This is a genomic window from Pseudomonas savastanoi, from assembly GCF_020917325.1.
Taxonomy (GTDB): Bacteria; Pseudomonadota; Gammaproteobacteria; order Pseudomonadales; family Pseudomonadaceae; genus Aquipseudomonas; species Aquipseudomonas amygdali.
In genome coordinates, this window is record NZ_CP076652.1 from 4,352,264 (window position 1) to 4,377,692 (window position 25,429).

Genomic DNA, 25,429 nt, shown 5'->3' on the forward strand with positions numbered 1-25,429 from the left:
TCGAGCATGATAGGATGCGCGCAATTTTGGAGGACCCATGGTCGAACACGATTTTCGCTACAGCATGCTCAACCCGCAGCACACCTTGACCGAATGCCGCACTTTGGCGCCCGGTCGCTATCAGGTCACCGGTAACGGCGGCTCGATTCACGACAACGACCAGTTGCTGGTGACGATCAAAGGCAGCAAAAGCCTGCACATGCGCCTGACCGTCGAAAAAGTCCGGCACCTGATCAACCCGCCGGGCCAATGGATTGCAGTGGCCAAAGGGCCGGTGTTCGATGAGTTGGCGATTCATCAGTGGAAAGTGAATTGCGACAGCTGCGCCGCCGAACTGAACTTCGAGTTCATGGTAGAGAGCAAGCTGGGCGTCAAGGCGCAGAAACCTGCCGCCATCGCGCGCATCGCGGAGCTGGGCTGGAAAACCGAAGGCGAGAAGCACCTCTGCAAGAAGTGCCAGGAGAAAGCGGCATGAAACAGTTTGCGCTCCTGAGCCTGATCGGCGGCGCGCTGCTGGCCGGTTGTACCGCTGACCCGCTGTCGATCCAGCAGGATCACAGTTATGTAACGGAGTGGATCGGCGAACGTCCGCTGATCGACAACAGCCGCCTGACCATGACCCTGGGCGCCGATGGCCGCGCATATGGCAATGCAGGCTGCAACCACTGGTTCGCGCCGTATACGCTGAACGACCACAGCATCAACTTTGGCCCGGTGGGCAAAACCCGCAAAATGTGCGCCCCCGCGCTGATGGAGCAGGAACAACGCTTCATCAAAGCCATCAGCAGCGTGCAACGCTGGGACATCTCGCCCATCGAGCAACTGCGCCTGTGGCCAGCCCAAGGCAAGCCGTTGCGCTTCTGGCTGGAAGATAGCTGATCCGAAGCTCCGCGTAACTTGCGACGCAGAGCGTCTAGAACTGCATTCCCACGCTGGAGCGTAGGGAACGATCACTATCCTGCGACGCCCCGCGCAACGCCTGGACCGCAGCCGACTGCTCGCATTTCACTATCGTGCGACGCTCCGCGTCGCATGCCGTTCTGGACGCTCCGCGTCCTCTTGCGACGCAGAGCGCGATGTTCTACGCAACGCCTGGACCGCAGCCGACTGCTCGCGCATTGCACTATCGTGCGACGCTCCGCGTCGCATGCCGTTCTGGACGCTCCGCGTCCTCGTTGCGGCGCAGAGCGCCCAGAACCGATCCGATCACCCCTCGCCGCGCAACGTCTTGAGCTTCTGGATCACGGTCGCAGCGGACTGCTCGCCAAGCAGTTGCTCGCGCATCTTGCCCTTGTCGTCGATGATGTAGGTCACCGGCAGCGCCTCGGAGGGCGGCAGGCTGTACTGCTCGGCAGGGTCCTGAGCCAGCACGGTGAATTTGATGCCCAGTGCGTTGGCAGCGCTTTTCAACTCATCGCCCTGCAGGTTGTCAAAGTTGACACCCAGCACCGTGACCTTCTTGTCCTTGAGCTGTTCGGACAATGCGTTGAATTCCGGCACCTCGGTACGGCATGGGCCACACCATTCGGCCCAGTAGTTCACCACCAGCCAATGCCCCTTGATTCGCTCACTGGCCACCTTCTGGCCGTTCTGGTCATTGCCCAGGTCCACGCCACATCCGCTGAGCAGCAAGCTGCCGAAAAGTATCACCGCTGCTGTTAATCGCCTTGCCATTTGCTTCCTTCCTCGCCCCGTTCAACCTGCAATCACTTATATCCAGGCTACGACTATTGACCATTCGATATGTCGGACAGTGCCATCGCTGGTTAGAATACGCCACCCCACACAAGATGCGACGTGCAAATGACCGATCTGACGCTGTATCACAACCCGCGCTGCAGCAAATCCCGCGGCGCGCTGGAACTGCTTCAGGCCCGCGGCCTGACGCCCGATATCGTCCTGTACCTGGAAACCCCGCCAGACGCAGAGCGTTTGCGTGACCTGCTCGGCAAGCTGGGCATCACTGCCCGGCAACTGTTGCGTACCGGCGAAGACGATTACAAGCAACTCAACCTGGCCGACCCGAGCCTGAGCGACGAGCAACTGATCGCCGCCATGGCCGCGCACCCCAAACTGATCGAGCGGCCGATTCTGGTCGCTGGCGACAAGGCTGTGATTGGCCGCCCACCCGAGAACATCCTGGAGCTGCTGCCGTGAGCACACCTTACATTCTGGTCCTCTATTACAGCCGCAACGGCTCCACCAGCGAAATGGCCCGGCAGATTGCCCGCGGTATCGAGCTGGGCGGCATGGAAGCACGACTGCGCACCGTTCCCGCTGTTTCCGCCGACTGCGAAGCGACCGCCCCCGAGATCCCGGAAAACGGCGCGCTGTACGCGACCCTCGACGACCTGAAAAACTGCTCAGGCCTGGCGCTGGGCAGCCCGACGCGCTTCGGCAACATGGCCGCCCCGCTGAAATACTTTCTCGACGGTACCAGCAACCTTTGGCTGACCGGCGCACTGGTCGGCAAACCCGCAGGCGTCTTCACTTCCACTGCCAGCCTGCACGGTGGTCAGGAAACCACGTTGATGTCGATGCTGCTGCCGCTGCTGCACCACGGCATGCTGATCATGGGCCTGCCCTACAGCGAATCGGCGCTGCTGGAAACCACCGGGGGTGGCACGCCTTATGGTGCCAGCCATCACGCCGGAGCCGACGGCAAGCGCGCGCTGGACCGTCATGAAACCGACCTGTGCCGTGCACTGGGCCAGCGTCTGGCCAAAACCGCCTTGCAACTGGACACAGCCCGCAGCTGAATCGGCAGGGCGTGGTCTGACGCTTTCAGTTAAATCGCAAACTTGCAGCGCAAGGGTCGGTCTGAACCCTTGACCTGCCTGTTGAATTTCTTTGGAGAACCGATGCAAGACTACAAATGGCTGAACGAGTATTGCCTGAATCGATTCGGCTCCGCCAAAGCACTGGAAGCCCACCTGCCCACCCCGAAGACACCGAAACAACTGCAAGCCATCAGCGCCGACCGCTATCTGTCGACCATGGCCCTGCGCGTTTTTCGCGCAGGCCTGAAACACAGCCTGGTGGACTCTAAATGGCCGGCGTTCGAGGAAGTCTTCTTCCGCTTCGACCCGGAAAAAGTCGTGCTGATGGGTGCTGATCACCTGGAACGGCTGATGCAGGATGCGCGCATCATCCGCCACCTGGGCAAACTCAAGAGCGTGCCGCGCAATGCGCAGCTGGTTCTGGACATCGAACAGGAGCACGGCAGTTTCGGCAAATTCATCGCCGAGTGGCCGGTCGATAACATTACAGGCTTGTGGCAGTACCTGGCCAAACACGGCAACCAGATGGGCGGCCTGTCAGCACCACGCTTTCTGCGCATGATTGGCAAGGACACCTTCATTCCGACCTGGGACGTGGTGGCCGCGCTAAATGCGCAGGATATTGTCGACCGCGTGCCCACCAGCAAACGCGATCAGGCCATTGTGCAGGACGTCTTCAACCAGTGGCACGCAGAAAGCGGTCGGCCGATGTGCCAGCTGTCAGCCATGCTGGCGTTCACGGTCAACCACTGACAGCTGTCAGATATTCACCACATTGACGAACCGCGATGCAGCGGTTTCGTCGATGCGCAGGTTACTGAAGTCGAACAGGTTGCGGTCAGCCAGTTGTGAGGGCTGTACGTTCTGCAGGGCGCGGAAGATGCTTTCCGTGCGACCCGGGGTCTTGCGCTCCCAGTCGATCAGCATGTCCTTGACCACCTGACGTTGCAGGTTCTCCTGAGAGCCGCAGAGGTTGCACGGGATGATCGGAAATTGTTTCAGGTCCGAATAGGCCTGAATGTCCTTTTCATGGCAATACGCCAACGGACGAATCACCACGTTACGGCCATCGTCGGCCCGCAGCTTGGGTGGCATGGCCTTGAGCGAGCCGTTGAAAAACATGTTGAGGAAGAACGTCTCGACGATATCGTCGCGATGGTGCCCCAGAGCCATCTTGGTAGCACCTATTTCATCAGCGAAGGTATACAGCGTGCCACGACGCAGCCGTGAACACAGCGAGCAGGTCGTCTTGCCTTCAGGAATCAATTCCTTGACCACTGAATAGGTGTCTTTCTCGACGATGTGGTACTCGATACCCAGCTCTTTCAGATACGCAGGCAGCACGTGCTCAGGAAAGCCGGGCTGCTTCTGGTCCATGTTGACGGCCACGATGTCGAATTTGATCGGCGCGACTTTCTGCAAGTGCATCAGCACATCGAGCATGGTGTAACTGTCCTTGCCGCCGGACAGGCAGACCATGACCTTGTCACCCTCTTCGATCATGTTGAAGTCGGCAACCGCCTCGCCGGCCAGCCGACGCAGACGTTTCTGCAGTTTGTTCTGATTGACTGAAAGGGTGCCCATTTATGGAAATATCCGCTGACGATAGCTTGAGAAAAGCCGGGCATTTTACCTACAACCGACCTTTGGTTAAATATGCTGCGCGCGTGCTGTTCAGGCTGGCAATCGCCTTTGATCAAAAACGACCACCGGGCGGCCAGCATTTTCAGAGCGTAGCCACATTGCGGCATACTTGGCGCACTGGAGAACCCTAAAGCATGCCCGACCAACTCAATTCACGCGTTGAAACCTGTTACCAACAAGCAGAAACCTTCTTCAAGCGCACCTTCAAACGCCCGGTGGTCAGTTTCCAGTTGCGCGGCCAGAAGGCTGGTGTCGCTCACCTGCACGAAAACCTGCTGCGCTTCAATCCGCAGCTCTACAAGGAAAACGCCGAAGACTTCCTGCGCCAGACCGTGCCGCATGAAGTCGCGCACCTGATCGCCCACCAGCTGTTTGGCGGCAGCATCCAGCCGCATGGCGAGGAATGGCAGCTGATCATGCGCGGCGTTTATGAACTGCCGCCCAACCGCTGCCACACCTACGCTGTCAAGCGACGCAGCGTGATCCGTTACATCTACCGCTGCCCTTGCCCGGACAGCGACTTTCCGTTCACGGCCCAGCGCCACAGCATGGTTCGCAAGGGCCGGCGCTACCTGTGCCGCCGCTGCCGCGAGCCATTGGTGTTCAGCGGCGAGACGCGCACGGAATAACTCCCCAGACAAACGACAGGCATAAAAAAACCCATCCGAAGATGGGTTTTTTATCGCCTGACGGTTATCAGACGGTTTTGGTGGTATTCACCGCACCGGCTGGAGTCGGGCCTTCGGCAACGCCGAGGTCGTCTTCAGGACGGGTTTCCAGAATGGCAGAGCCACCGGAAGCCAGCTCGGACTGCAGCTTGTCGGTGTCCAGCTCGCCGACCCACTTGGCAACCACAACGGTAGCAACAGCGTTACCGACCAGGTTGGTCAGGGCGCGGGCTTCGGACATGAAGCGGTCGATACCCAGAATCAGCGCCAGACCGGCAACCGGCAGGTGGCCTACAGCCGACAGGGTCGCAGCCAGTACGATGAAGCCGCTACCGGTTACGCCGGCAGCACCTTTGGACGACAGCAGCAACACCAGCAACAGGGTGATCTGGTGCGTGATGTCCATGTGGGTGTTGGTCGCCTGGGCGATGAACACGGCAGCCATGGTCAGGTAGATAGACGTACCGTCGAGGTTGAACGAGTAACCCGTCGGGATAACCAGACCCACGACAGATTTCTTGGCGCCCAGACGCTCCATCTTGATCAGCATGCGTGGCAGGGCCGATTCCGACGAGGAAGTACCCAGTACGATCAACAGCTCTTCACGGATGTAACGAATCAGCTTGAAGACGCTGAAACCGTGAGCGCGGCAGATTGCACCCAGCACCAGCACCACGAACAGCGCGCAAGTGATGTAGAAGCAGATCATCAACTGACCCAGCTGCACCAGCGAGCTTACGCCGTAGGCACCGATGGTGAAGGCCATGGCACCGAACGCACCGATGGGCGCCAGCTTCATGATCATGTTGATGATGTTGAACATCACGTGGGCGAAGCGATCGATGAAGTCCAGAACCGGCTTGCCGTACGAACCCAGACGATGCAGGGCGAAGCCGAAGATCACCGAGAACATCAGGACTTGCAGGATATCGCCGTTGGCAAACGCGCCGACGATGGTGTTCGGAATCACGTTGAGGATGAAGCCGACAATGCTCTGATCCTGACCGGCAGTGACGTAAGCCGCGATCTTGGATGCGTCGAGCGTGCTGACGTCGATGTTCATGCCGGCACCCGGCTGAACCACGTTGACGACGATCAGACCGATCAACAGAGCGATGGTCGAAACGATCTCGAAGTACAGCAGCGCATAACCGCCGGTCTTGCCGACCGACTTCATGTTCTGCATGCCGGCGATGCCGCTGACGACGGTACAGAAGATGATCGGCGCGATAACCATCTTGATCAGTTTGATAAACCCGTCACCCAGCGGCTTTAGAGCCTTGCCGGTGTCCGGGTAGAAGTGACCGATCAGGATACCGATGACAATCGCAACGATTACCTGAAAATAGAGGGATTTGTAGATGGGCTGACGAGTCGTCATTGCAGTTTTCCTCAAGGGCGTCGTCGGCATCTTCACCTGATGCACGCGAGCCTATAAAGCGCTAACCCTCCTGCACTGGAGGGATTTGTTTTGTCGAGCTGCGCAAGGCAGGCCTCTGCCATGTAGATAGCAATAGACGTGCCATAGAATCAAATAGCCATCAAAACCCCGCATTACAAGGCGCAGACGGGTAACGGTAGACGCAAACCGAAAAAGACGTGGCGGTTTTCCGCCGTATGGTGGGAAAAATGGGCACACAGTGGCGGGTATCCGCCGTCTTTATGTGGTGACAGGAGTGCTCGGTGACGCGCAGAGGTGACGCGCAGAGGTGTGACGCAGAGCGTCACGAACGGCATTCCCACGCTGGAGCGTGAGGAACGACAGGTGTCCGGGAGAACACTGCCCTCACTGCGCCAGGAAATGAATCCTGAACGCCGCGCCGCCCAGCGGGGAATCGCCCAGGGTCAGTTGTGCGCCGTAGCTTTCGATGATGTCCTTGACCACCGCCAGACCAATGCCCTGTCCGGGGTTCTGGCGGTCCAGGCGTTCGCCACGCTCGAGAATGCGCGCGCGCTGGCTCTGCGGAACGCCGGGGCCGTCGTCTTCGACGCACAGTTCATCGCCGCCCGCTGAGCGGGTAAAGCTGACGCGTACTTCGCTCAGGCACAGCCGATAGGCGTTTTCCAGCAGGTTGCCGAGCATTTCCAGCAACGCGCCCTCTTCCATGTGCACCTGACAATGCTCCGGCAGGTCCAGCGTGGCCTTGACCTGTTTGTCGCGATACACCTTGTCGAGCGTGTTGCACAGGCTTTCGACCACGGGCCGCAGCATGACGTGGTGGCGCACCAGACCGCTCTTGCGCAGGCTGGCCCGTTGCAGTTGATAGCCGATCTGTTGGCTCATGCGCTCGATCTGCGATTGCAGCACCCACGCCTGCTCGACATCTTCGGGGCGCTTGGCGATGTTCTCGCTTACGCCCTGCAAGACCGCCAGCGGTGTTTTCAGGCTGTGGGCCAGGTCATCCAGCGAATCGCGGTAACGAATCCGCTGTTCACGTTCGCTGCGCAGCAGGCGGTTGAGCGAGTCGGTCAGACGCAGCAGTTCGCTGGGATGCTCCTCGCTCAGACTGTCGCGCACGCCGGCTTCCACCTGATCCAGTTCCTGGCTCAAGCCGCGCAAGGCACGCAGCCCCCAGGTCAGGCCCATCCACAGCAACCCGAGCAGCACCGCGAGTGCTGCGCCAAAGCCCAGATAGAGCTTGCGGCGCAAACCGTCGATGGTTTCCTGATAGCCGCGCAAGGGCTGCACGGCAACGATGCTGAACGCGGCATTGCGCCCGCCGAGCAGCCGGATCTCGACGTCATAGACGAAATACTCATCGCCATTGATTTCCTTGATCTTGGTGAACTCGCTGCCCTGCCCGTCATATTGCGGGCGGTAGTCGATGTTCTCGCCTTCGGTGGACAGTGAGCGCCAGACCATCTGCCCCTGGCGGTTATAGATGTAGCCCAGCAGACGGCTGCCTGGCAGGTTGAACTGTTCGCCCGGCAGCACGGACGGCATCAATAGATGACCGTCTTCGACGCGCGCCGCGGAAATCATGGTGGTCACGTCGGAAGCCAGGCGTTGCTCTATCGCCCCGCGCAGCGCCAGGCTGAACGCCCCCTGCAAAGCAGGCAGCATCAGCAGCATGAAGATCACCGCCAGAGTGGCGGCACCCAACATCAGGCGCAGGCGAAGCGAACGAATCACGTACAGCGCTCATTGAACAGATAGCCCATGCCGCGCACGGTTTCGATAGGTTTGAACGCCACATTACTGTCCAGCTTGCGACGCAGGCGGCCGACCAGCACTTCGATCACGTTTGGGTCGCGCTCGTCGTCATCAGGGTACAGCTGCTCCATCAGGCGCTCTTTGGGCACTACTTGCTGGTGATGGAGCATCAGGTATTCGAGGATGCGGTATTCGTAGGCGGTCAGCGCCAGCGGTTGTTCAGCCAGCGCGGCGTGCTTGCGATTGAGGTCCAGCAGCAGCGGGCCAGCCGTGATGGTGGACTGAATGAAGCCGCTGGAACGCCGCAACAGGGCGTTGAGCCGCGCTTCCAGTTCTTCGAACTGGAAGGGTTTGACCACGTAGTCGTCAGCCCCGGCCGCCAGCCCTTCGACCTTGTCCTGCCAATTGCCGCGCGCGGTCAGGATCAGAATCGGAAACGCCTTGCCCACGGTGCGCAACTGCCGAATCAGGTCCAGCCCACCGATGCCCGGCAAGCCCAGATCGATCACGGCCAGGTCGTGATTGAATTGCGTGACCTGATACAACGCTTCCTCAGCGTTGGCCACCGCTTCCACCACATGTCCCGCTTCGGTCAGACGGGTTCGCAGGTGGTGGCGCAGCAGCGCTTCATCCTCAACTACCAACAACTTCATGCAGCTCTCCCAGGCACAATCGCAGCCTCAAGACAAAGAATGAAACGACATCGTCGCATCAGTACTCAACAGGCGGGCGCTGACGGGCACGTGTTGTGTCACATCATAGCTGCCCAGCAGGATTTCGCGGCTGACAGGCACACCATTGTGAGTCCCTGTCAGGGTGCCGTAAACCGGCGGTGAATAAAGTGTGCCCACAGAAACATTGGTATGTGCCTGCTCCCCGAGCGCATGCCCCCAGCTGTTGGCGTCATCAAGCCTTTCGCTGGTCTTGCCGAACTCGATACGAGCCACGTCAAGCCGACCATCGCCCGCCTGTGCCGCAGCGCTGCCACCCAGAAAAGCCAAGGCCAGGAAAAACTTGTTGAGATTCAACATATCGACTCCTTTTGCGCTCGGGGACGCTGTCAAGGTACGGCCCAACAGTAATCGCGCCGGGCTGAACCCCGACTGAACACGCCATGAACCGGCGCTGAACAGTCATCTACACCGGATGCTGCGGAATCGGCTATGGTTGTTTGCGACCTCAAACTATCAAAAGGAGCTGACCATGCGTGTGTGGATTGCAATGATCATGATGGGCCTGACCGGACTCGCTCAGGCAGCGATCAAGACCGAACAGATCGATTACAAGAGTGCCGACGGAACCAAACTGGTGGGTTACTACGCTTACGACGACGCGGTAAAAGGTCCACGCCCCGGTGTTCTGGTGGTTCACGAGTGGTGGGGCCTGAACGACTACGCCAAGCGCCGCGCCCGCGATCTGGCTGCACTGGGCTACAGCGCCATGGCTATCGACATGTACGGCGAAGGCAAGAACACCGAGCACCCGAAGGACGCGATGGCGTTCATGCAGGCTGCACTCAAGGACAGTGATGCGGCCGACAAGCGCTTTGATGCCGGGCTGGAGCAATTGAAGAAGCAACCTCAGACCGACCCGAAAAAGATTGCGGCAATCGGTTACTGCTTCGGCGGCAAGATCGTGCTGGATGCGGCGCGGCGCGGCGAACCGTTGCTGGGCGTAGTGAGCTTCCACGGCGCACTGGTCACCAATACCCCGGCCAAACCGGGCATCAAAGTGCCGATGCTGGTCGAGCACGGTGCCAAGGACAGCATGGTCACCCCTGAAAACGTTGCTGCGTTCAAAAAAGAAATGGACGACGCCAAGGCTGACTACAAATTCGTCAGCATCGACGGCGCCAAGCACGGCTTCACCAACCCCGACGCCGACCGCCTGAGCCACGGCGACCACGGCGGCCCGGACATCGGCTACAACAAGGCTGCCGACCAGAGCTCATGGTCAGACATGCAGGTGTTCTTCAAGAAGATATTTGGTTGAGTAGCAGATGCTCCTTCTGCACGGAGCGTCGCACGATAGTTGAGATGATCGTTCCGCACGCTCCAGCGTGGTAATGCAGTTCTCGACGCTCCGCGTCGTCAAGAGGACGCGGAGCGTCCGGAAAGGCATGCGACGCAGAGCGTCGCACGATAGCTGGATTCTCGTTCCGCACGCTCCAGCGTGGGAATGCAGGTCTCGACGCTCTGCGTCGTCAAGAGGACGCGGAGCGTCCGGAAACGCATGCGACGCGGAGCGACGCACGATAGTGGGATTCTCGTTCCCACGCTCCAGCGTGGTAATGCAGGTCGCGACGCTCTGCGTCGCCAAGAGGACGCGGAGCGTCCAGAACGGCATGCGATGCGGAGCGTCGCACGATAGTTGGATTCTCGTTCCCACGCTCCAGCGTGGTAATGCAGGTCACGACGCTCTGCGTCGCCAAGAGGACGCGGAGCGTCCGGAACAGCATGCGACGCAGAGCGCCGCACGATAGTTGAGATTCTCGTTCCCACGCTCCAGCGTGGTAATGCAGGTCGCGACGCTCTGCGTCGCCAAGAGGACGCGGAGCGTCCGGAAAGGCATGCGACGCAGAGCGACGCACGATAGTTGAGATTATCGCTCCGCACGCTCCAGCGTCGGAATGCAGGTCGCGACGCTCTGCGTCGCAAAGAGGACGCGGATGTTACCAGTGCCCTTCCCTCAAACCCGTTCCCCCGGCAAAATGCCGCCCATGACTCAATTACCCGACCTTCCCGTCTGCTGTCCCGAACTCGTTCAGCACTGGCCGTTGCCGCATGCGCTGCCGGGCGCGGTGCTGGTCAGTGGGCGGTTCGATCCGCTCAAGCTGGTCGACGGCGATTTTCAGCGCGGTGCGGTGCAGATGCCTGCGAGCATTCAGCGCTCGGTCGCCAAGCGTCAGGCCGAATTTCTCGCCGGTCGGCTCTGTGCCCGCGAAGCCATGCGCCAACTGGATGGCCGCCTGCATGTTCCTGCGGTGGGTGAAGACCGCGCGCCAGTCTGGCCCGCTGATGTCTGTGGCTCGATCACCCACAGCACCGGCTGGGCCGCCGCGGTGGTGGCGAACAAGCGGCAATGGCGCGGGCTGGGGCTGGACACGGAAAACCTGCTGAGCCATGACCGTGCCTCGCGACTGGCCGGGGAAATTCTGACGGCTGCCGAGTTGGCCGACATGGCAGCAGGCCCGCAGGATCAGATCGCGTTGCGCGTGACCCTGACCTTTTCGATCAAGGAAGCGCTATTCAAGGCGCTCTACCCCATCGTGCAAAAGCGCTTCTATTTTGAAGACGCGCAACTGCTGGAGTGGTCCGCCGACGGCAGCGCCCGCTTGCGCCTGCTGATCGATCTGTCCAGTGAATGGCACGCAGGCAAGGAACTCGACGGCCAGTTCAGTGTGCTAGGCGATCATCTGTTGAGTCTGGTCGCAGTCGAAGGCTGATCAGCCGGGCAACGGACAATGCTCGCAACGCCCGACCCACTCCACCCGATGACTCAGGCAGCACACACGCCGTTGCCTGCGCGGTTCACCACCCTGCGCCTGCGGAACGTAACGCACCGCCTGAAACAGAGGATTGGCCCGCCCATCCGGCCTTTTCCTCTCGCTCAACAGCGCCAGCCCTGGCGCCAATGACACAGTGCTGCACGTGGCCAGTTGCACAAGACAGCCTTCCAGATAATCCCCGGCGCTGCTCCACAACACCGCGCAGGGCAGCCCGCCATAGGCGCTCAATGCGGCAATAAAGGGCTGCAGATTGTCATCAAGCAATCCGGCAAACTGTTGAAACGGATCAGCCGGAATGCCCCGCCAGGCCTCTCCCTCACCCGCCAACCGAACACCATTCGGCAGGCCACGTTCATCCACTGCCAGTGCGACCTGCTCAAGCGCCAACGGCCAATGCCAGCCATGCACCAGACTGGCAACCAGCACCGGCGGAATAATCTGCATGAAGTAAAACTTGGCCCACTGCGACACCAGCACCGGCAATTGGCTGGGCATCAACTGCGGCCCGTAAATGCTCAGAAGTAACTGATCAAGCCGCTCGGCTTGCAGCAGATCAGACAACGCCACTACAGGGCGCGAATCAGGGCGCGAATCATCTGCCGCCAGCAACGTCTGCCCGAAGCGCTCAAGCGGACCACTGAACAGCTGAGCACTCAACGCGGCACCTGCGTACGCGGCCAGGACAGGCTGAAACACGCGCCACTCAGGCTCGCACTTCGGCCAATCAGCGCGCGACCTTCGTGCCAATGAATGATCCGCCGCACAATCGACAGGCCCAACCCATGCCCGCCTGACGCTCGGGTGCGGCTGTCATCGATACGCATGAACGGCGTGAAAATCTGCTCCCAGGCTTCTTCCGGAACGCCGGGACCGTCATCGTCCACATCGATACGGCACTGCTGCGCCTCCAGTCGGTAACTTATGCGCACCTCGTTTTCTGCATGGCGCATCGCATTGCTCACCAGGTTCTGTACCGCACGATGCAGATAACGCGGCTCTGCCTCGACCCAGGCGATCTCGCCCTTTTCAAAGATCAAACATTCGCCTCGGGACACCCGCACATCGGCACGCAAGGGTGCCAGTTCGGCGATCACCTGATCGATCAGCGCATCCAGATCGACACGCTGGAAATTCAGGGTCGGCGCGCCCTGCTCAAGGCGCGCGTAAGTGAGCATTTCATCGACCAGCTTGTCGAGGTCCTGAATGTCGCTGTCCATACCGCGCATGTACTTGCGCCGCGCTTCGGGAGTGGTGGCGTCGCTGACCATCTCCAAGCCGAAACGCAAGCGTGCAACCGGCGTGCGTAGCTCGTGAGACACCGCACGCACCAGCTCGCGCTGGATCATCAGCGAGCGCTGCAGATGCTCGGCCATGCTGTTGAACGCCGCCGCCACACGCCCCACCGAGTCGGAGCCCTCGGTCGGCACGCGGGTTTGCAGGCTGCCTTGAGCAATCTGCGTCGCCGCAGCTTCCAGTTCCAGCACGCGCCGCTCCAGACGCCGCACCAGCAAGTACACCACCAGACCGATAAAACACAGGCCCATCAAGGCGATCACCAGCAGCCAGTGCAGCGGATAGGGGTTCATCTGATACAGCGGGCCGATTTCCAGCACCCAGTTGGTGTCGACGATTCCGGCCAGCACGCGGATTGAGTCGCCGCCCTTGCCCAGCGCCATCACCGTGTCGCCTTCATAGATGCGGCGTCGCTGGTCATCGTCCAGGTCAGCCTGGTCCAGCGCCAACAGATGCAAGTCGAAACCAAAGCCCTTGTCAATGCGCAGGGCTTGCAGGCGCGCCGGTTGCTCATCGACCGGAAAGCGCACCAGCTCGTCGATCAGCAGGTAAATAGTGGCTCGCGCCAGTTGTTCGGTGATCTGCTGCACCTCGCCGCTCAGCAGCAGCGGTTCCTTGTCGCTCAACTGACGATAGACCCTGGCGGCGTGCGGGCCGATCTGCTCGACCACCACCTGCCCACGCGCCAGACGACCGCGCGCGCCGCTGTCCAGTCCAGCCTGCTCGATGCTTTGCAGGCTGAGGGGAATGCCCAGCAAGCGCTCCCAGATCGCCAGGGCGCGGCGGCGCTCGATGTCGTTGAGCGGCACAAGGTTATCGGCCATCACCGTAAAGGTGCCGTGGGCCAGACGTTCGCGGTATTGCTCGCCGCGCGACTGATTGAGCACATGCAGGGCGAACACGCCAAGTAGCGCGACCAGCACCAGTACGCCGAGCATGCCGCCGTAGATCCGCAGAAAGATCGAGTTCATAAGGTCAGCCGCTGAACACGTGGCCGCTCATGTCCTGCGCCGCTTCGGGCACAAACAGATAGCCCTTGCTGCGCACGGTCTTGATCAGACGCGGGTGGATGGGGTCGTCGCCGATTTTCGGGCGGATGCGTGAGATACGCACATCGATAGAACGATCCTGCCCGTCATAACCCACACCGCGCAGCGCAGTGAAGATTTCCTCGCGGGACAGCGTGCGCCCGGCGTTGGCCACCAGCAGCCACAGCAGGTCGAACTCGGCGCCGGTCAGCTCGATGCTCTGCTCGCGCAGCCAGGCCTCGCGCAGGGCGTTGTCCACCACCAATGGGCCGAACACCAGCCGCCGCAGCTCTGCTGCAGGCACCTGCGGCGCTTCACTGCGGCGCAGCAAGGCATGAATGCGCGCCAGCAGCACGCGCGGATGCACCGGTTTGCAGACGAAATCGTCAGCCCCGGTATCGAGCCCCTGAATATGATCGGTGTCATCGGTGCGCGCGGTGAGCATCAGAATCGGCCCGTCGTAACGGTCACGTACCGAGCGGCAGATACTGAAACCGTCCTCGCCGGGCAGCATCAGGTCGAGAATCACCAGATCCGGCTGTTCGGCGATGATTCGCGCCGCCGCAAGCGCGCCACTGCCCTCAATACTTACGCGCAGGCCGTTGTTGTGCAGGTAATCGCTGGTCAGCTCGGCCAGTCGCTGGTCATCTTCGACAATCAGTACATGCCAGGTGTGTGGCTCCAAAGCAATCTCCCCTTGTTGTGGTTGACCCATTGTTGTTATTCAAAACAAGGGTTGCGGCACCGCGTCGCAGGCGAGTGTAGCAACCGCCGCCCACCTCGCACGACACCCGGCACGGCTTAGCACATCACATGCCAGACAGGTCTTGCAGCAGCGTTTTTTTGTGATAGGGTTCGCGCCCTCAAAAATCAGCAACCTGTCGCCAGCACCTACAGAAATCGGTGACAAACGGTCACGATCCAGTAGTTATGCGGCCTACACGCATGGTGTGCGATTCATACACAAACTACACACACTTTATCCACAGGCGGTGCGTTGCAATTCATGTCCAAAACGCATTATCTTGTAGCCCGGCGGCGAGACACACCCTACATGTGGGGTTTTGCGCAAAAACACCAGCACAACTCAAATGAGAAATTCAAGCATTTTTGTTGCGTCTGAGGGGTTGAACTTCAAGCCGGTTTAGGCACCCAAACCGCTCGCGCTTGAACCAGAGCCATCCCGTACACGTTTTGCAACATCGAACACGCATTCTTCATCAGATTTTCAAAGGATCGGGCACAGCCCGGTCCTTTTTGGCTTCAAAACCTGGAAGCGGCTGCACCTCCCGCTTCCACCTTCGTTTTGGAGCCCTTGAGTCGCCTTTTGCGACTTACTGCTCGAAACGAAACGGTGGGCAGCAATGCCCGAACAAACTTAAAGGAACGTGGAGTCACACATGCAAACAGACACAACTCGCGAGAACTCGCCGACCGGCGCGCCGCAGGCCAGCCAGACCCCACAGGACCTGTCTGCCACTGCTCCCGGTCAACTGCGCGTGATCAAGCGTAACGGCACTGTCGTTCCTTACACGGATGACAAGATCACCGTTGCCATCACCAAGGCGTTTCTTGCAGTTGAGGGCGGCAACGCTGCCGCCTCGTCGCGCATCCACGACACCGTTGCACGCCTGACCGAACAGGTCAGCGCCACGTTCAAACGGCGCATGCCTTCGGGCGGCACCATCCACATCGAAGAAATCCAGGATCAGGTCGAACTGGCGCTGATGCGTGCCGGCGAGCAGAAAGTGGCTCGCGACTACGTCATCTACCGTGATTCGCGCGCCAAGGAGCGTGCCGTTCGCGCCCCTGAAGATCAGGTCCAGGCTCACCCGTCGATCCGCATCACCCTCGCCGACGGCAGCTTTGCGCCGCTGGACATGGGTCGCCTGAACACCATCGTTACCGAAGCGTGTGAAGGCCTGGCTGAAGTCGACGCCAACCTGATCCAGACCGAAACCCTGAAAAACCTGTACGACGGCGTGGCGCTGAAAGACGTCAACACCGCACTGGTCATGACCGCGCGTACCCTGGTCGAGCGCGAGCCGAACTACTCGTTCGTCACCGCCCGCCTGCTGATGGACACCCTGCGCGCCGAAGGCCTGGGTTTCCTCGGTGTCGCCGACAGCGCCACCCACCACGAAATGGCCGACCTGTACGCCAAGGCGCTGCCTGCCTACGTCGCCGCCGGTATCAAGTTCGAACTGCTCAACCCTGTGCTGGCCGAATTCGACCTCGAAAAACTCGGCAAGGCTATCAACCACGAGCGCGATCAGCAGTTCACCTACCTGGGCCTGCAAACCCTGTACGACCGTTACTTCATCCACAAGGATGGCGTGCGTTTCGAACTGCCGCAGATCTTCTTCATGCGTGTGGCCATGGGCCTGGCAATCGAAGAGAAAGCCCGTGAAGACCGCGCCATCGAGTTCTACAACCTGCTGTCGTCGTTCGACTACATGTCCTCGACCCCGACGCTGTTCAACGCCGGTACCCTGCGTCCACAGCTGTCCAGCTGCTACCTGACCACCGTGCCGGATGACCTCTCGGGCATCTACCACGCGATCCACGACAACGCCATGCTGTCCAAATTCGCAGGCGGCCTGGGCAACGACTGGACGCCGGTTCGTGCGCTGGGCTCGTACATCAAGGGCACCAACGGCAAGTCGCAAGGCGTCGTACCGTTCCTGAAAGTGGTCAACGACACCGCCGTTGCGGTCAACCAGGGCGGCAAGCGCAAGGGCGCTGTCTGTGCCTACCTGGAAACCTGGCACATGGACATCGAAGAGTTCATCGAGCTGCGCAAGAACACCGGTGATGATCGTCGTCGTACCCACGACATGAACACCGCCAACTGGATCCCTGACCTGTTCATGAAGCGCGTCTTCGACGACGGCCCGTGGACCCTGTTCTCGCCATCCGAAGTACCGGACCTGCACGACCTGACCGGCAAGGCCTTCCAGGAGCGTTACGAGTACTACGAAGCGCTGACCGAATACCCAGGCAAGATCAAACTGTTCAAGACCATCCAGGCCAAGGATCTGTGGCGCAAGATGCTCTCGATGCTGTTCGAAACCGGCCACCCTTGGTTGACCTTCAAGGACCCGTGCAACCTGCGCAGCCCGCAGCAGCACGTGGGCGTGGTTCACAGCTCGAACCTGTGCACCGAGATCACCCTGAACACCAACAAGGACGAGATCGCGGTCTGCAACCTGGGCTCGATCAACCTGCCGAACCACATCGTCAACGGCAAGCTGGACACCGACAAGCTCAAGCGCACCGTCGATGTAGCGGTACGCATGCTCGATAACGTTATCGACATCAACTACTACTCCGTGCCGCAGGCCAAGAACTCCAACCTGCGCCACCGTCCGGTCGGCCTGGGCATCATGGGCTTCCAGGACGCGCTGTACCTGCAACACATCCCGTACGGTTCCGATGCTGCGGTGCAGTTCGCCGACACCTCCATGGAAGCGGTCAGCTACTACGCCATCCAGGCGTCCTGCGACCTGGCCGACGAGCGCGGTGCCTACGAGACGTTCCAGGGTTCGCTGTGGTCCAAAGGCATCCTGCCGCTGGATTCGCAACAGATCCTGATCGAGCAGCGTGGCGAGAAGTACATTGATGTCGACCTGAAGGAAACCCTGGACTGGGCGCCGGTTCGTGCCCGTGTGCAGAAAGGTATCCGTAACTCGAACATCATGGCCATCGCACCGACCGCCACCATCGCCAACATCACTGGCGTGTCGCAGTCGATCGAACCGACCTATCAGAACCTCTACGTGAAATCGAACCTGTCCGGCGAATTCACCGTGATCAACCCGTACCTGGTTCGCGACCTCAAGGCCCGCGACCTGTGGGACTCGGTCATGATCAACGACCTGAAGTACTACGACGGTTCGGTACAACAGATCGAGCGCATCCCGCAGGAGCTCAAGGAGCTTTACGCGACTGCCTTCGAAGTGGACACCAAGTGGATCGTCGATGCGGCAAGCCGTCGTCAGAAGTGGATCGACCAGGCTCAGTCGCTGAACCTGTACATCGCTGGCGCATCGGGCAAGAAGCTGGACGTGACCTACCGCATGGCCTGGTACCGTGGTCTGAAAACTACCTACTACCTCCGTGCCCTGGCCGCGACCAGCACCGAGAAGTCCACCGTCAACACCGGCAAGCTCAACGCAGTATCGAGCGGCGGCCACGGCCCGGACGACTCGGCGATCACCGCCCCACGTCCAACCGAAGCAGCACCTGCCGGCCCGGCCCCAGTGCCAAAGGCTTGCGCAATCGACGAGCCGGATTGTGAGGCTTGCCAGTAAGGCAACCCACCTCGCCCCCACAGCGCGTTTAGAACTGTGGGAGCGAGCTTGCTCGCGAAGAGGCCGGTAAGGGAAACCTACCCTTACCGCCCGCCTCCTCACCCAAAGGCCTCAAAAGCCAAAAATTCATGTTCCTTGCGCGCGACACCTTAAAAGCAAGCAACACCCCCTCTGGATCCAACAGGCCAGTCCACCCGACTGACCCTCAAGCAGGAGAATTACACCATGCTGAGCTGGGACGAATTCGATAAAGAAGACGGCGAAGTAGTTGCCAAAGCGACCAACGCCGGTCACGCCAACGAAGCCAACATGGACCGCCTCGACAGCGCCGGTGGCCTGGCTGCACAAGAAGCACGCGCCGTTACCGCCGCCGACTCCGCTGCCCTGATCCGCGCCAAGAAAGCGCTGGACGCACTGGACGTCGCTGAAGGCCTGGCCGAGCTCGAAGGCGCCAGCGCCCGCGTCGCCGTTGACGAAAAAATGATGATCAACTGCCGCGCCGACCTCAACCAGCTCGTACCTTTCAAGTACGACTGGGCCTGGCAGAAGTACCTGGACGGTTGCGCAAACCACTGGATGCCGCAAGAAGTCAACATGACCGCCGACATCGCCCTCTGGAAAAACCCGGAAGGCCTGACTGACGACGAGCGCCGCATCGTCATGCGCAACCTGGGCTTCTTCTCCACTGCCGACTCGCTGGTTGCCAACAACCTGGTGCTGGCCGTGTACCGCCTGATCACCAACCCGGAGTGCCGCCAATACATCCTGCGCCAGGCCTTCGAAGAGGCGATCCACACCCACGCCTACCAGTACTGCATCGAATCGCTGGCCATGGATGAAGGCGAGATCTTCAACATGTACCACGAGATCCCATCGGTCGCTAAAAAAGCAGCCTGGGGCCTGAAGTACACCCGTTCGATCTCCGATCCGAAGTTCGAAACCGGCACCGTCGAAACCGACAAAGAGCTGCTGCGCAACCTGATCGCTTACTACTGCGTACTGGAAGGCATCTTCTTCTACTGCGGCTTCACCCAGATCCTCTCCATGGGCCGCCGCAACAAGATGACCGGCGTCGCCGAGCAGTTCCAGTACATCCTGCGCGACGAGTCCATGCACCTGAACTTCGGCATCGACGTGATCAACCAGATCAAAATCGAAAACCCACACCTGTGGGATGCCGAGATGAAAGAAGAAGCCACGCAGATGATCCTGCAAGGCACCCAGCTGGAAATCGAATACGCCCGCGACACCATGCCCCGCGGCGTGCTGGGGATGAACGCAGCGATGATGGAGGACTACCTGAAGTTTATCGCTAACCGTCGTTTGAGCCAGATTGGCTTGAAGGAAGAGTATCCAGGGACGACCAACCCGTTCCCTTGGATGAGCGAGATCATGGACCTGAAGAAAGAGAAGAATTTCTTTGAGACTCGGGTTATTGAGTATCAGACGGGTGGGGCTTTGAGCTGGGATTGATGGTCTCGCTCGTGGAGTCGCATCAAAAGCTGAAACCTTCTCATTAAAAAATGAAATGGCGCGCCAAGATGAGGCCTCTGCCACGTCAGAAATGGGAGGCAGAGGTCAGTTATAAAAACTGCTCAACTGGATGCTTCAACCAGACAACCTCTTCAATAGAGGGTGACTGTGTATGAAACTGATGGACAGGGTGGCCAAAAAACACAGCCCCTCCCCGCTCAAAAGCACTAGAGCGTGAAACCTTCTCATTAAACTTGAAATGGATGCACCAAAAAGGGTTGCCTACTGGCGACCCTTTTTTGTTTTTGCTTCGCCGGAAACTTGAGGCTTCACACAATTGATTCGGGACGCATAGCGCCTAAAGCTCGCATGATGGGTAATTCAGTGAGGCCGCCCAGTGAGTTAATCGAGCAAAGCGCAGATCCAAGAGCAATCTATTGATAGACTTGAAAAATTTAGCGTCCGAGATTTGCGCTAGCAGTAATCAATAGGAATTCCTCATGTCCGCCCTATCCTCCCTGCTCGATACTTACCGCGCCGCCTCCGCCTCAGAGCGCGAGAAAGGCACCTACTTCGAAGAGCTGATCTGCGCGTACCTTCGCAACGAAGCCACCTACCGCGACCTCTATGACCAAGTGTGGATGTACTCCGAATGGGCCAAGGTTCAAGGGCTGGACTGTCGCGATACCGGTATCGACTTGGTGGCACGTACCCAAGGCACGGACGAGTACCACGCCATCCAGTGCAAGCTGTACGCCGAGGACTACCGCGTCCAGAAGAAGGACATCGACAGCTTCTTCACTGCTTCAGGCAAGGCACCGTTCTCGCACCGCATCATCGTCACCACTACCAACAACTGGAGTGAGCATGCCGAAGATGCTTTACAGGGCCAGCGCCCCCCGGTCAGCAAGATCGACCTGCAAGCCCTTGAAGACAGCCAAATCGACTGGGCTAAGTACCAGCCCAACCAGGCACTTGCCCTCAAGGCGCGTAAGCAATTGCGAGACCACCAGCAGACCGCACTGAATGCCACCGCTGCCGGCCTCAAAGATGCCGAGCGCGGCAAGCTGATCATGGCCTGCGGCACTGGCAAAACCTTCACCAGTTTAAAGATCGCCGAACGCCTGGCCGGCAAGGGCAAACGCGTATTGTTCCTGGTGCCCAGCCTGTCGCTGCTATCGCAGACTCTCACCGAATGGACGCAGGAGAGCGAAATACCGCTCCACAGCTTTGCCGTCTGCTCTGATAGCGATGTAGGCAAGAAGCGCAAGGCAGAAGAAGACACCGTACAAGTCTTCACCCACGAACTGCGTTACCCGGCAACTACTAAGGCAGATCGCCTCGTAGCGGAAATGCTCAAGCGCCATGACGGGGAGCACATGAGTGTGGTGTTCTCCACCTATCACTCCATTGACGTGATCAGTCGTGCCCAGCACGAATACAATCTAGCAGCCTTCGACCTGGTGATTTGCGACGAGGCCCATCGCACAACGGGCGCAACTTTTGACGAGGATGATGAAAGCACCTTCGTGCGTATCCATGATGCCGACTACATCCGCGCCACTAAGCGCCTATACATGACAGCCACGCCACGCATCTATGGCGACAACGCAAAGATCAAAGCTGAGTCCGGCGAAGTCACCCTCTGCTCGATGGATGACGAGGAGCTTTACGGTAAAGAACTATTCGTCATTAACTTCTCCGAGGCTGTTCAGCGTGGCCTGCTCACCGATTACAAGGTGCTGGTACTCACCGTTGAAGAGAGCGCCATCAGTCGCCGCCTCCAGGACTTGCTGAAAGACGAAGATAACCAGCTCAAAGTGGACGACGCTGCCAAGATCGTGGGCTGCTGGAAAGCGTTAGCTAAACAGGGGTTAGTCGAGCAGTTGGTAGGTGACGGTGAGCCAATGAAGCGCGCTGTGGCCTTCTGCCAAGTCATCTCGCCCAGCTACAAGGGTACCAAGCATAAGGTCAGCTCGATCAACATCGCCAGTATGTTTCAGTCGGTGGTGGAGGCTTACCAGGAGTCAGAAGATATCGACGAGGCTTCGCGCATCATCTGTGAAGCCGAACACGTAGATGGCGGTATGAATGCCAGCCAGAAGGAAGCCAAGCTCAACTGGCTAAAGAAAGTAGCTCCAGCTAATACCTGCCGCATCCTCAGTAATGTGCGCTGCTTGTCCGAAGGCGTGGACGTACCGGCACTGGATGCCGTGCTCTTCCTCACTCCGCGAAACTCCCAGGTGGACGTGGTGCAATCGGTGGGCCGGGTGATGCGCAACGCTCCGGGCAAGAAGCGCGGGTATGTCGTGTTGCCGGTAGTTATTCCGGCCGGTATGGAGCCTCACGAAGCCCTCAACGATAACCAGACCTATAAGGTAGTCTGGCAGGTACTTCAGGCACTGCGCTCTCACGACGACAGCTTCGACGCTATGGTCAACAAGTTGGATCTTATCGGCTCAGACCCACGCAAGATGGAAGTCATAGCCATCACCGATAAGGCTGACAAGAAGGCGAAGAAAGCCAGCGGCACTAGCAACGGCAAAGCCGGCAAAGGCCAATACGGTATCGGTGAGACGCGCCAAAAATACGATACCGAAGGCCAAATGACCCAGCAGGCCGAGCTGACCTACGAAGTAGGTGAGATCGAGAAGGCCATATACGCCAAGATTGTTGATAAATGCGGCAACCGCCACCACTGGGAAGACTGGGCTAACGACATCGCCAAGATCGCCCGCACCCACATCGACCGAATCCAGGGCATCTTGGAGAACCCGGCCAACACCCAGGAAAAGGCCGCTTTTAGCGCCTTTGCCGCTGAGCTGCGTGACGACCTCAACGACAGCATTAGCGATGGCGAAATTGTAGAAATGCTCGCCCAACACCTGGTAACCAAGCCGGTGTTCGATGCACTGTTCGATGAATACAGCTTTGCCAGTAACAACCCCATGTCCAAAGCCATGCAAGGCGTACTGGACGCGCTCCATGAGCATCACCTGGCCAAGGAAGCCGACACCTTGGAGAGGTTCTACGCCAGCGTGCGGCAACGTGCTGCGGGCATCGACAATGCTCAGGGCAAGCAGAAGATCATCGTTGAGCTGTATGAAAAATTCTTTGCCAATGCTTTCCCTAAGCTGCGTGACAAGCTGGGTATCGTTTACACCCCAGTCGAGGTGGTGGACTTCATCCTCCACAGCGTCAATCACCTGCTACAAAAGGAGTTCGGGCAGACCCTGGGCAGCAAGGGCGTCCACATCATCGACCCCTTTACCGGCACCGGCACCTTTATCACCCGCCTGATCCAGTCGGGCTTGATCAAGCCGGAGGAGCTGCCGCACAAGTTCAAGCACGAAATCCACGCCAACGAACTGGTACTGCTGGCCTACTACATCGCGGCCATCAATATTGAAGCGGCCTACCACGGCGAAGTGATCGACGAATACACCCCATTTGAAGGTATCTGCCTAACCGATACCTTTCAAATGTACGAGAAGGACGATCTGGTAGACTCCCTGTTGGTGGATAACAGCGCCAGGCGTAAGCGGCAGAAAGAGTTGGATATAAGGGTGATTGTTGGAAACCCCCCATACTCGGTCGGGCAGGGAGATGCGAATGACAACAATCAAAATGTCATCTACCCCTCCTTAGACAGCCGTATAAGAACCACATATGCCGCCCGTTCGAGCCTGACAATGGTACGAGCCTTATATGACAGTTATATACGAGCAATTCGATGGGCCAGTGACCGTATCGGTGATGCCGGCATTATTGGCTTCGTGACTAATGCTGGTTTTATAGAGGCCAATACCGCTGATGGCCTGCGTAAGTGTTTAGCAGAAGAGTTCTCCAGTCTTTATATATTTCATTTACGTGGTAATCAGCGCACTAGCGGAGAAAACTCTCGCAAGGAAGGCGGTAAGATTTTTGGTAGTGGTAGCCGTGCGCCTATAGCCATCTCGCTTCTAGTTAAGAATCCAAATGCGGAGACGCATGGTCAGATTCATTTTCACGATATCGGAGAATATCTCAGCCGAGAAGAAAAGCTGAAAATGATCGCCAGCTATGCAAGTGTCTCGGGTATCCCCTCGTGGCGATCCATCAGCCCTGATATTCACGGTGACTGGTTGAAACAGCGCGACGATAGTTTTGGACAGTTTATTGTCATGGGTGATAAAAAGGGCGGCAGCCCTAAACTTTTTGAAAATTTCTCATATGGAGTAAAAACGCAGCGAGATGCATGGAGTTATAACTGCTCCAACAGCGGCCTTTCGAAGAATATCGGCTTCATGATCGAAAACTATAACAACGAGGTTGCTAGATTTTCTTCATTGCACGGCACTAAAGATAAGAAAGATAGAGAAAAACTGGCGCCCAATTTTGTTGATAACGACTCCACCAAAATCAGCTGGGCACCTAACCTACTGAATGATTTGGTGCGAGGATTGAATCGAGAGTTCCATCCAGAAAGCAAAACAATTGCGTTGTATCGGCCATTTTTTAAAGTGTGGCTTTACAACGAAAGAGCGCTTGTATGGAGTCAGTATCAAATGCCCCGAATTTTCCCCAGCGCTAAACAGGAAAACGTGGGGATCTGTATTCCAGGACTAGGTGGAGATAAGGGATTTTCTGCACTCGTAACCAAACACATACATGATTTGAATTTGGCTCCTGGGATGGGGGGATATCAATGCTTCCCACTCTATATCTACGATGATGTGGCGCAAGAAGGCGGTGGCCTATTCGCCGCAGAGGCAAGCGGCGGCTTACGCCGTCGCGATGCGATCACTGACGAAGGGTTAGCACATTTTCATAGCGCCTATCCGGGCGAGGTCATCAACAAGGAAGACCTGTTCTATTACGTGTACGGCATCCTGCACTCTCCGGAATACCGTGAACGTTTTTCAGACAATTTGAGCAAGGGACTACCACGCATTCCGAAGGTGAAGCCCACTTCTCACTTCTGGGCCTTCAGCAAGGCTGGCCGAGCGCTGGCAGACCTTCACTTGAACTACGAAACTGTTGAGCCGTACCCGCTTACCATCGAGACTAAGGGCTCGCTCACAAATGCCGATTACCGCGTAGAGAAAATGAAGTTCGCCAAAAAGGGCGACAAGACCACCGTCATTTACAACCACCGCATTACCCTTAAGGGCATCCCCGAGGCGGCTTGGGACTACGTGGTCAATGGTAAGTCAGCACTGGACTGGGTAATGGAGCGCCAGAGCGTGAAAACCGAAAAAGCGAGCGGCATCATCAACGACGCCAACGATTGGGCCGTAGAAACCATGGGCAATCCCAAGTACCCGCTGGAACTGTTCCAACGCGTGCTTACCGTGAGCCTGGAAACCCAGAAGATCGTCAATGCACTGCCAGCACTGGATATTGCTCAATAGTGACTTCCGTCCGTTTTTGAGTCACAGATACCCGAAACCGCGAAGCAATCTTCGACAGGGCCTGCCACCAACAGGGTGGTGACAGGCCCTATTGGTGCTCACTATAGCTTGGTGAGCAAAAACAGGCGTCAGTGGCGGGCCTACGCTGAAATCAGGTCGACATCACAGGATGAAT

Annotated in this window: 20 protein-coding genes; 11 read left to right on the top strand and 9 right to left on the bottom strand. The window is 58.5% G+C overall.

Annotation, left to right across the window (positions count from 1 at the left end):
- Positions 1 to 37 precede the first annotated feature (37 nt).
- Complete coding sequence (locus KP808_RS18405; RefSeq protein ID WP_002554619.1) at positions 38 to 475, top strand: hypothetical protein; 438 nt, start codon at positions 38 to 40, stop codon at positions 473 to 475.
- Positions 472 to 879: an META domain-containing protein gene (locus KP808_RS18410; protein ID WP_230016625.1), complete on the top strand. Its 408-nt coding sequence runs from the start codon at positions 472 to 474 to the stop codon at positions 877 to 879. Before KP808_RS18405 ends, KP808_RS18410 begins: the two co-directional genes overlap by 4 nt.
- A 327-nt stretch (positions 880 to 1,206) precedes the next feature.
- Here KP808_RS18410 and KP808_RS18415 read toward each other — a convergent pair whose 3' ends face one another.
- Positions 1,207 to 1,674, bottom strand: a complete 468-nt coding sequence (locus KP808_RS18415; protein ID WP_122258344.1) for a TlpA disulfide reductase family protein — start codon at positions 1,672 to 1,674, stop codon at positions 1,207 to 1,209.
- 129 nt (positions 1,675 to 1,803) lie between these two features.
- On the opposite strand from KP808_RS18415, the gene arsC reads away from it, so the two are divergent.
- From arsC to KP808_RS18430, 3 genes are all read left to right on the top strand, one after another.
- Positions 1,804 to 2,157, top strand: a complete 354-nt coding sequence (gene arsC, locus KP808_RS18420) for an arsenate reductase (glutaredoxin) (protein WP_002554622.1) — start codon at positions 1,804 to 1,806, stop codon at positions 2,155 to 2,157.
- Entirely contained in the window at positions 2,154 to 2,759 is a 606-nt protein-coding gene (wrbA, locus tag KP808_RS18425; protein WP_122281092.1) for an NAD(P)H:quinone oxidoreductase, read from the top strand. The genes arsC and wrbA overlap by 4 nt, the downstream gene beginning before the upstream one ends.
- Before the next feature lie 102 nt (positions 2,760 to 2,861).
- Positions 2,862 to 3,533: a DNA-3-methyladenine glycosylase I gene (locus KP808_RS18430; protein WP_044343368.1), complete on the top strand. Its 672-nt coding sequence runs from the start codon at positions 2,862 to 2,864 to the stop codon at positions 3,531 to 3,533.
- Positions 3,534 to 3,539: 6 nt separating this feature from the next.
- Here KP808_RS18430 and ttcA read toward each other — a convergent pair whose 3' ends face one another.
- Entirely contained in the window at positions 3,540 to 4,364 is an 825-nt protein-coding gene (ttcA, locus tag KP808_RS18435) for a tRNA 2-thiocytidine(32) synthetase TtcA (protein WP_002554625.1), read from the bottom strand.
- Between the two features lie 194 nt (positions 4,365 to 4,558).
- On the opposite strand from ttcA, the gene KP808_RS18440 reads away from it, so the two are divergent.
- On the top strand, positions 4,559 to 5,053 hold the full coding sequence (locus KP808_RS18440; RefSeq protein ID WP_002554626.1) for a SprT family zinc-dependent metalloprotease: 495 nt from the start codon (positions 4,559 to 4,561) through the stop codon (positions 5,051 to 5,053).
- Between the two features lie 67 nt (positions 5,054 to 5,120).
- Here the strand turns inward: KP808_RS18440 and KP808_RS18445 are convergent, their stop codons facing one another.
- The 4 genes from KP808_RS18445 to KP808_RS18460 all read right to left on the bottom strand — a co-directional run bounded on the left by KP808_RS18445 (position 5,121) and on the right by KP808_RS18460 (position 9,277).
- The gene (locus tag KP808_RS18445; RefSeq protein ID WP_230016626.1) at positions 5,121 to 6,473 is read right to left on the bottom strand and encodes a dicarboxylate/amino acid:cation symporter; all 1,353 of its coding nucleotides are present in this window, start codon (positions 6,471 to 6,473) and stop codon (positions 5,121 to 5,123) included.
- 405 nt (positions 6,474 to 6,878) lie between these two features.
- Complete coding sequence (locus tag KP808_RS18450) at positions 6,879 to 8,225, bottom strand: ATP-binding protein (protein ID WP_058400175.1); 1,347 nt, start codon at positions 8,223 to 8,225, stop codon at positions 6,879 to 6,881.
- Complete coding sequence (locus tag KP808_RS18455) at positions 8,222 to 8,899, bottom strand: response regulator (protein ID WP_002554629.1); 678 nt, start codon at positions 8,897 to 8,899, stop codon at positions 8,222 to 8,224. Before KP808_RS18455 ends, KP808_RS18450 begins: the two co-directional genes overlap by 4 nt.
- Positions 8,900 to 8,926: 27 nt before the next feature.
- On the bottom strand, positions 8,927 to 9,277 hold the full coding sequence (locus KP808_RS18460; RefSeq protein ID WP_002554630.1) for a hypothetical protein: 351 nt from the start codon (positions 9,275 to 9,277) through the stop codon (positions 8,927 to 8,929).
- Positions 9,278 to 9,449: 172 nt separating this feature from the next.
- On the opposite strand from KP808_RS18460, the gene KP808_RS18465 reads away from it, so the two are divergent.
- Both KP808_RS18465 and KP808_RS18470 read left to right on the top strand, forming a co-directional pair.
- Complete coding sequence (locus KP808_RS18465) at positions 9,450 to 10,238, top strand: dienelactone hydrolase family protein (protein ID WP_230016627.1); 789 nt, start codon at positions 9,450 to 9,452, stop codon at positions 10,236 to 10,238.
- Positions 10,239 to 10,965: 727 nt separating this feature from the next.
- On the top strand, positions 10,966 to 11,691 hold the full coding sequence (locus KP808_RS18470; protein WP_230016628.1) for a 4'-phosphopantetheinyl transferase family protein: 726 nt from the start codon (positions 10,966 to 10,968) through the stop codon (positions 11,689 to 11,691).
- Here KP808_RS18470 and fhuF read toward each other — a convergent pair whose 3' ends face one another.
- Genes fhuF through KP808_RS18485 form a run of 3 tightly spaced genes read right to left on the bottom strand, consistent with a single transcriptional unit; the run spans position 11,692 to position 14,790 of the window.
- Positions 11,692 to 12,450 (bottom strand): siderophore-iron reductase FhuF, encoded by a 759-nt coding sequence (gene fhuF, locus KP808_RS18475; RefSeq protein WP_122258341.1) that lies wholly within the window; start codon positions 12,448 to 12,450, stop codon positions 11,692 to 11,694.
- Complete coding sequence (locus KP808_RS18480) at positions 12,408 to 14,018, bottom strand: ATP-binding protein (protein ID WP_122258340.1); 1,611 nt, start codon at positions 14,016 to 14,018, stop codon at positions 12,408 to 12,410. The genes fhuF and KP808_RS18480 overlap by 43 nt, the downstream gene beginning before the upstream one ends.
- A gap of 4 nt (positions 14,019 to 14,022) precedes the next feature.
- Positions 14,023 to 14,790 carry a response regulator transcription factor gene (locus tag KP808_RS18485; protein WP_230016629.1) on the bottom strand — a complete coding sequence of 256 codons (768 nt, stop codon included), beginning with the start codon at positions 14,788 to 14,790 and terminating at the stop codon, positions 14,023 to 14,025.
- Between the two features lie 685 nt (positions 14,791 to 15,475).
- Between KP808_RS18485 and KP808_RS18490 the strand changes: the two genes are divergently transcribed.
- The 3 genes from KP808_RS18490 to KP808_RS18500 all read left to right on the top strand — a co-directional run bounded on the left by KP808_RS18490 (position 15,476) and on the right by KP808_RS18500 (position 25,254).
- Positions 15,476 to 18,388, top strand: coding sequence for a ribonucleoside-diphosphate reductase subunit alpha (locus KP808_RS18490; protein WP_122281885.1), 2,913 nt, complete (start codon positions 15,476 to 15,478; stop codon positions 18,386 to 18,388).
- A 225-nt stretch (positions 18,389 to 18,613) separates the two neighbouring features.
- Positions 18,614 to 19,861 (top strand): ribonucleotide-diphosphate reductase subunit beta, encoded by a 1,248-nt coding sequence (locus KP808_RS18495; protein WP_002554639.1) that lies wholly within the window; start codon positions 18,614 to 18,616, stop codon positions 19,859 to 19,861.
- Positions 19,862 to 20,361: 500 nt separating this feature from the next.
- Positions 20,362 to 25,254 (top strand): DEAD/DEAH box helicase, encoded by a 4,893-nt coding sequence (locus KP808_RS18500; protein ID WP_230016630.1) that lies wholly within the window; start codon positions 20,362 to 20,364, stop codon positions 25,252 to 25,254.
- Positions 25,255 to 25,429: the final 175 nt, after the last annotated feature.

Coding starts and splice junctions, on each gene's coding strand:
- KP808_RS18490 (WP_122281885.1), top strand. CDS start 15,476: ATGCAAACAGACACAACTCGCGAGAACTCGCCGACCGGCGCGCCGCAG.
- KP808_RS18485 (WP_230016629.1), bottom strand. CDS start 14,790: ATGGGTCAACCACAACAAGGGGAGATTGCTTTGGAGCCACACACCTGG.
- KP808_RS18465 (WP_230016627.1), top strand. CDS start 9,450: ATGCGTGTGTGGATTGCAATGATCATGATGGGCCTGACCGGACTCGCT.
- KP808_RS18410 (WP_230016625.1), top strand. CDS start 472: ATGAAACAGTTTGCGCTCCTGAGCCTGATCGGCGGCGCGCTGCTGGCC.
- KP808_RS18405 (WP_002554619.1), top strand. CDS start 38: ATGGTCGAACACGATTTTCGCTACAGCATGCTCAACCCGCAGCACACC.
- KP808_RS18415 (WP_122258344.1), bottom strand. CDS start 1,674: ATGGCAAGGCGATTAACAGCAGCGGTGATACTTTTCGGCAGCTTGCTG.
- KP808_RS18495 (WP_002554639.1), top strand. CDS start 18,614: ATGCTGAGCTGGGACGAATTCGATAAAGAAGACGGCGAAGTAGTTGCC.
- KP808_RS18455 (WP_002554629.1), bottom strand. CDS start 8,899: ATGAAGTTGTTGGTAGTTGAGGATGAAGCGCTGCTGCGCCACCACCTG.
- KP808_RS18500 (WP_230016630.1), top strand. CDS start 20,362: ATGTCCGCCCTATCCTCCCTGCTCGATACTTACCGCGCCGCCTCCGCC.
- ttcA (WP_002554625.1), bottom strand. CDS start 4,364: ATGGGCACCCTTTCAGTCAATCAGAACAAACTGCAGAAACGTCTGCGT.
- KP808_RS18460 (WP_002554630.1), bottom strand. CDS start 9,277: ATGTTGAATCTCAACAAGTTTTTCCTGGCCTTGGCTTTTCTGGGTGGC.
- KP808_RS18445 (WP_230016626.1), bottom strand. CDS start 6,473: ATGACGACTCGTCAGCCCATCTACAAATCCCTCTATTTTCAGGTAATC.
- KP808_RS18430 (WP_044343368.1), top strand. CDS start 2,862: ATGCAAGACTACAAATGGCTGAACGAGTATTGCCTGAATCGATTCGGC.
- KP808_RS18440 (WP_002554626.1), top strand. CDS start 4,559: ATGCCCGACCAACTCAATTCACGCGTTGAAACCTGTTACCAACAAGCA.
- KP808_RS18480 (WP_122258340.1), bottom strand. CDS start 14,018: ATGAACTCGATCTTTCTGCGGATCTACGGCGGCATGCTCGGCGTACTG.
- KP808_RS18470 (WP_230016628.1), top strand. CDS start 10,966: ATGACTCAATTACCCGACCTTCCCGTCTGCTGTCCCGAACTCGTTCAG.
- arsC (WP_002554622.1), top strand. CDS start 1,804: ATGACCGATCTGACGCTGTATCACAACCCGCGCTGCAGCAAATCCCGC.